Origin of the sequence: Mesorhizobium sp. M1E.F.Ca.ET.041.01.1.1 (genome assembly GCF_003997355.1) — a bacterium.
Classification (GTDB): domain Bacteria; phylum Pseudomonadota; class Alphaproteobacteria; order Rhizobiales; family Rhizobiaceae; genus Mesorhizobium.
The window spans coordinates 1-4151 of record NZ_RZSL01000534.1 but is presented as its reverse complement, the minus strand read 5'-3'; the positions used below and the strand labels follow the sequence as shown (position 1 = coordinate 4151).

Genomic DNA, 4151 nt, shown 5'->3' with positions numbered 1-4151 from the left:
GCTCAGCGAGCGCATCGCCTCCAGCGGCGCGGCGCCCCGCGCCGTACGGCTCCAGGCGAGGCTGCAGGCGCGCCAATCCTGCGCGAGGCCGGCCGAGGCGAGGCCGGCATGAGCGCGCCGCTGCTTTCCGTAACCGGCGCTGTAAAGCGCTTCGGCGGCGTTCAGGCGCTGCGCGGCGTCGACTTCGATTTGAAGGCCGGCGAGATCCACGCGCTGCTCGGCGAGAACGGCGCCGGCAAGTCGACGCTGATGAACCTCCTGTCGGGCGTCTACTCGCCAGATGAGGGCGAGATACGCATCGACGGCAAGCCGGTCACCTTCAACAACCCGCGCGAGGCGCAGGCCGCCGGCATCGCCACCATCTTCCAGGAACTGGACCTCGTGCCCTCGCTCGACGTGGCGGCAAACCTCTTCCTCGGCCGCGAGCTGATGCGGCCGGGCGGCATGCTCGACGTGCCGGCGATGCGCCGCGAGGCCAAGCAGCGGCTGGAGGCGATTGAGCTCGCCATCGATCCGGCGCGCCTCGTCGCCGACCTGTCGATCGGCCAGCGCCAAGTGGTGGCGATCGTCAAGGCGCTGTCCTATGCCTCGCGCGTGCTGATCATGGACGAGCCGACGGCCGCACTTACCGTCGGCGAGGTAGAGCGGCTGTTCGACATTATGAGGAAGCTCGCCGCCACGGGGGTCGGCATCGTCTACATCTCGCATCGCCTCGAGGAAGTGCCCGATATCGCCGACCGCGTGACGGTGATGCGCGACGGCCGCGTCGCGGGCATCACCGAGCCGCATGCGCCGCAGGCAGAGCTGGTGCGCCTGCTGGTCGGCCGGCCGCTGGACGAGCTTTATCCCGCGCGCGCCAGGTCGGCCGGCAAGACGCTGCTCAGGCTCAAGGATGCGAGCTTCAGGCTCGTTCGGGAAAGCGCCGGCTGGCAGCCGCCGCGCGGCATTTCGCTCGAGGTCAGGGAAGGCGAGATCGTCGGGCTTGCCGGTATCATGGGAGCAGGGCGCACCGAACTGCTCTCCGCGCTCTACGGCACCGGCCTTGCCGGCCGCTGGCAGGGCGAAGTCGCGGTCGACGGCAGGCCGGTGAAACTCGAATCCATCGACGCGGCGCGCAAGGCCGGCATCGCTTTCGTCACCGACGACCGCCGTGGCAGCGGCCTGATGCTCAGGATGGCGGTGGGCCTCAACCTGGTGATGTCGGTGATCCGTCGTATCTCGCCGGCAGGCCTGATGTCGCCGCGCCGCCAGGCGGAGGCCGTGAGGCAGTCCTTCGGCCAGTTCGATATCCGCCCGAAGAACCCCGACATCGCCGTCGGCGCGTTGTCGGGCGGCAACCAGCAGAAGGTGGTGCTGGCCAAGGAGATCCTCGGCAATCCGCGCCTGCTGCTGCTCGACGAGCCGACACGCGGCGTCGATGTCGGCGCCAAGGGCGAGATCTATGCCAGGCTCAGGGCACTCGCGGCGCAGGGACTGGGCATTCTGGTCGCCTCCAGCGAGATGCCGGAACTGATCGGGCTTTGCGACCGGATCGTGGTGCTGCGCCAGGGGCGCAATGTGGCGGAATTCATCGGCGGCGTAGACGAGCACACCGTGCTTGCCGCGGCAAACGGCAGGGAGGCCTGATGTCGGACCAGAAGATTGAGGGGACGGCCAATCCGGCAGTACCCGGCCGGCGGACCGCAACAGCGGCGCCAAAACATCGCGTCGACCCGCTGGCCATCATCGTGCGCTTCCAGAGCCTGATCGGCCTGGTGCTGGTGGCGATCGGCGGCGTCATCTTCTCGCCCCGGCGCCACGGCGAGATCCTGTTCCTCAACCCCGACAACATCGCCAACATCGTGCGCGCGGTGTCGGAGACTGGCATCATCGCCATCGGCATGACCTTCGTCATCATCACTGCCGGCATCGATCTCTCGGTCGGCGCGGTGCTGGGTCTCTCCGCCGTGGTGACCGCCACCATGATGATCTCCGGCGGCTTCGGCCTCATCGCCACCATCCTGGCCGTGCTCGTCATGGGCACCGTCTTCGGCATCGTCCAGGGCACGATCTCCACCCGCTTCCGGCTCGAGCCCTTCATCGTCACGCTCGCTGGCCTGCAGGCGGCGCGGGGTCTGGCGCTGGTCGTTTCCGGCAATCAGTACATCAACATTTCCTATGGCGACGGGCCGGGTCTCGCGCCGCCGGTATTCGCGGTGCTGGGCGAGCGTCTGTTCGACAACACCGTGCCGGTGGCGACCATCGTCTTCATCATCTTTGCCGCGATAGCCACGCTGGTCCTCAACACCACGCGCTTCGGCCGCTACGTCTATGCGGTGGGCGGCAACGAGCGCGCGGCGCGCATTTCCGGCGTGCCTGTGTCGATGGTGAAGATATCGGTCTACGCCATCACCGGCTTTGCCTCGGCGCTTGCCGGCATCGTGCATGCCGGACAGTTCAACTTCGGCAGCGCCAATGACGGCATGGGCTATGAACTGACGGCCATCGCCGCCGTCGTCATCGGCGGCACCAGCCTGTTCGGCGGCGCGGGCTCTATGGTCGGCACCGTCGCCGGCACCATCATGCTGGGTGCGCTGGCCAACATCCTTCAGCTCAACAACATCACCCCTGCCATGCAGCTGCTCGCGACCGCCGCGATCATCGTCTTGGCGGCAGTGCTTCAATCCCTCGTTCGCCGCCGCGAGGGTTTGGGACGATAGGAGGTCGGCGGCAGCATCCCGAAAGAGCAACCAAAGGTCTGGCACCGCGAGCCGGACGAGGAGGAGACTGAGCATGAGAACCACACAGAGAGGATTAAGCAGCGCGCTCAAAGCCGTGCTTCTGGCGGGCGCCGGCCTGTGCATAGCAAGTGCTGCCCAGGCGGCCGACCCGATGGTGAAGGCCTGCGCCAAGGACGGCCAGTTCATCATCGGCTTTTCGCAGGCCAACAACGCCGAGCCCTATCGCCAGCACGTCAATGACGAGCTGACGGCGGCCGCCAAGGAAGTGCCGGGCTTCACGCTGCAGATCGCCGACGGCGCCGGCAACGTCAACACGCAGACCTCGCAGGTCGACAATTTCATCACCCAGAAGGTCGACATCCTGTTGATCTCGCCTTTCGAGGCGGCACCCCTGACGCCCGCCGTGAAGCGCGCCATGGATGCCGGCATTCCGGTGATCGAGCTCGACCGCAAGACGGTGGGCGACCCTGGCAAGGACTACACGGCCTTCATCGGCGGCGACAATTTCAAGATCGCCGACGAAGCCGGCAAGTTCACAGCTTCGAAGCTGCTGCCCGATGGCGGCGAGGCGGCGGTGCTGGAAGGCCTGCCGAGCTCGACGCCGGCGGTGGAGCGCCTCAACGGCTTCAAGGAAGGCGTGAAGGCGAACCCGAAGATCCAGATCGTCGCCGAGCAGGCCGCCGACTGGGTTCCGGATAAAGCCCAGACCGCCTTTTCCGCTATGCTGCAGGCGCATCCCGACATCAAGGTGCTCTATGCCTCGAACGACATGATGGCGGCGGGCGCGCTGCTGGCCGCCAAGGGCGCCGGCAAGGACGTCAAGATCATCGGCACCGACGGCTTGCCTGGCCCGGCCGGCGGCATCGAGGCGGTCGCCAAGGGCGACTGGGCGGCGACCTTCACCTATCCAACCGGCGCCAAGGAAGCGATCGAGATGTCGAAGAAGATCCTGCTCGACTGCGCGACCTCCGTCGAGCCGACGGTGACCGTGGACACCACCGCGATCACGGCGGAGAACGCGAAGGCGCTGGCCGGGAAATAGCTCCACAATCGAAACTGTTGCGAAAAGGCCTCCGAGAGGGGGCCTTTTTTGTTCGTAGGCCTGGCCCCTTCGCGCCAAGCCAAAGCTCTCATCGGTATCGCCATGCCGCGAATCTGTGTTAAGCGCGCCGCGCAACCAACCAAAGGACGACACAAGTGAGCGAACCGACCGTGGCCCAGGCGACCGAAAATATCTACGCCTCGCTCAAGGCGGACAATGCCGACATCGACGTCCATATCGCGACGCTCAAAGCGGCGCTGGCGCGAGAAGGGCTGAAAGAGGCGGTGTTCGATCCGGCCAAGTTGGCGCACAACAACCGCTCGGGCCGCAAGTTGATGCAGGCTTATTTTCGCCAGCGCGGCGTGACCGTGACGTTTCCGAGCTAGCGC

At 66.5% G+C, this 4151-nt stretch carries 4 protein-coding genes; all 4 read left to right on the top strand.

What is annotated here, in order from left to right:
* The first annotated feature begins 108 nt into the window (after nt 1-108).
* The 4 genes from EOA38_RS29570 (at nt 109) to EOA38_RS29555 (ending at nt 4148) form a co-directional block, all read left to right on the top strand.
* Nucleotides 109-1626 carry a sugar ABC transporter ATP-binding protein gene (locus tag EOA38_RS29570; RefSeq protein WP_126094496.1) on the top strand — a complete coding sequence of 506 codons (1518 nt, stop codon included), beginning with the start codon at nt 109-111 and terminating at the stop codon, nt 1624-1626.
* Nucleotides 1626-2699, top strand: coding sequence for an ABC transporter permease (locus EOA38_RS29565; protein WP_126094495.1), 1074 nt, complete (start codon nt 1626-1628; stop codon nt 2697-2699). Before EOA38_RS29570 ends, EOA38_RS29565 begins: the two co-directional genes overlap by 1 nt.
* Before the next feature lie 73 nt (nt 2700-2772).
* Nucleotides 2773-3762, top strand: a complete 990-nt coding sequence (locus EOA38_RS29560; RefSeq protein WP_127300896.1) for a substrate-binding domain-containing protein — start codon at nt 2773-2775, stop codon at nt 3760-3762.
* A 155-nt stretch (nt 3763-3917) separates the two neighbouring features.
* Entirely contained in the window at nt 3918-4148 is a 231-nt protein-coding gene (locus tag EOA38_RS29555; RefSeq protein ID WP_126094493.1) for a hypothetical protein, read from the top strand.
* Nucleotides 4149-4151 lie beyond the last annotated feature (3 nt).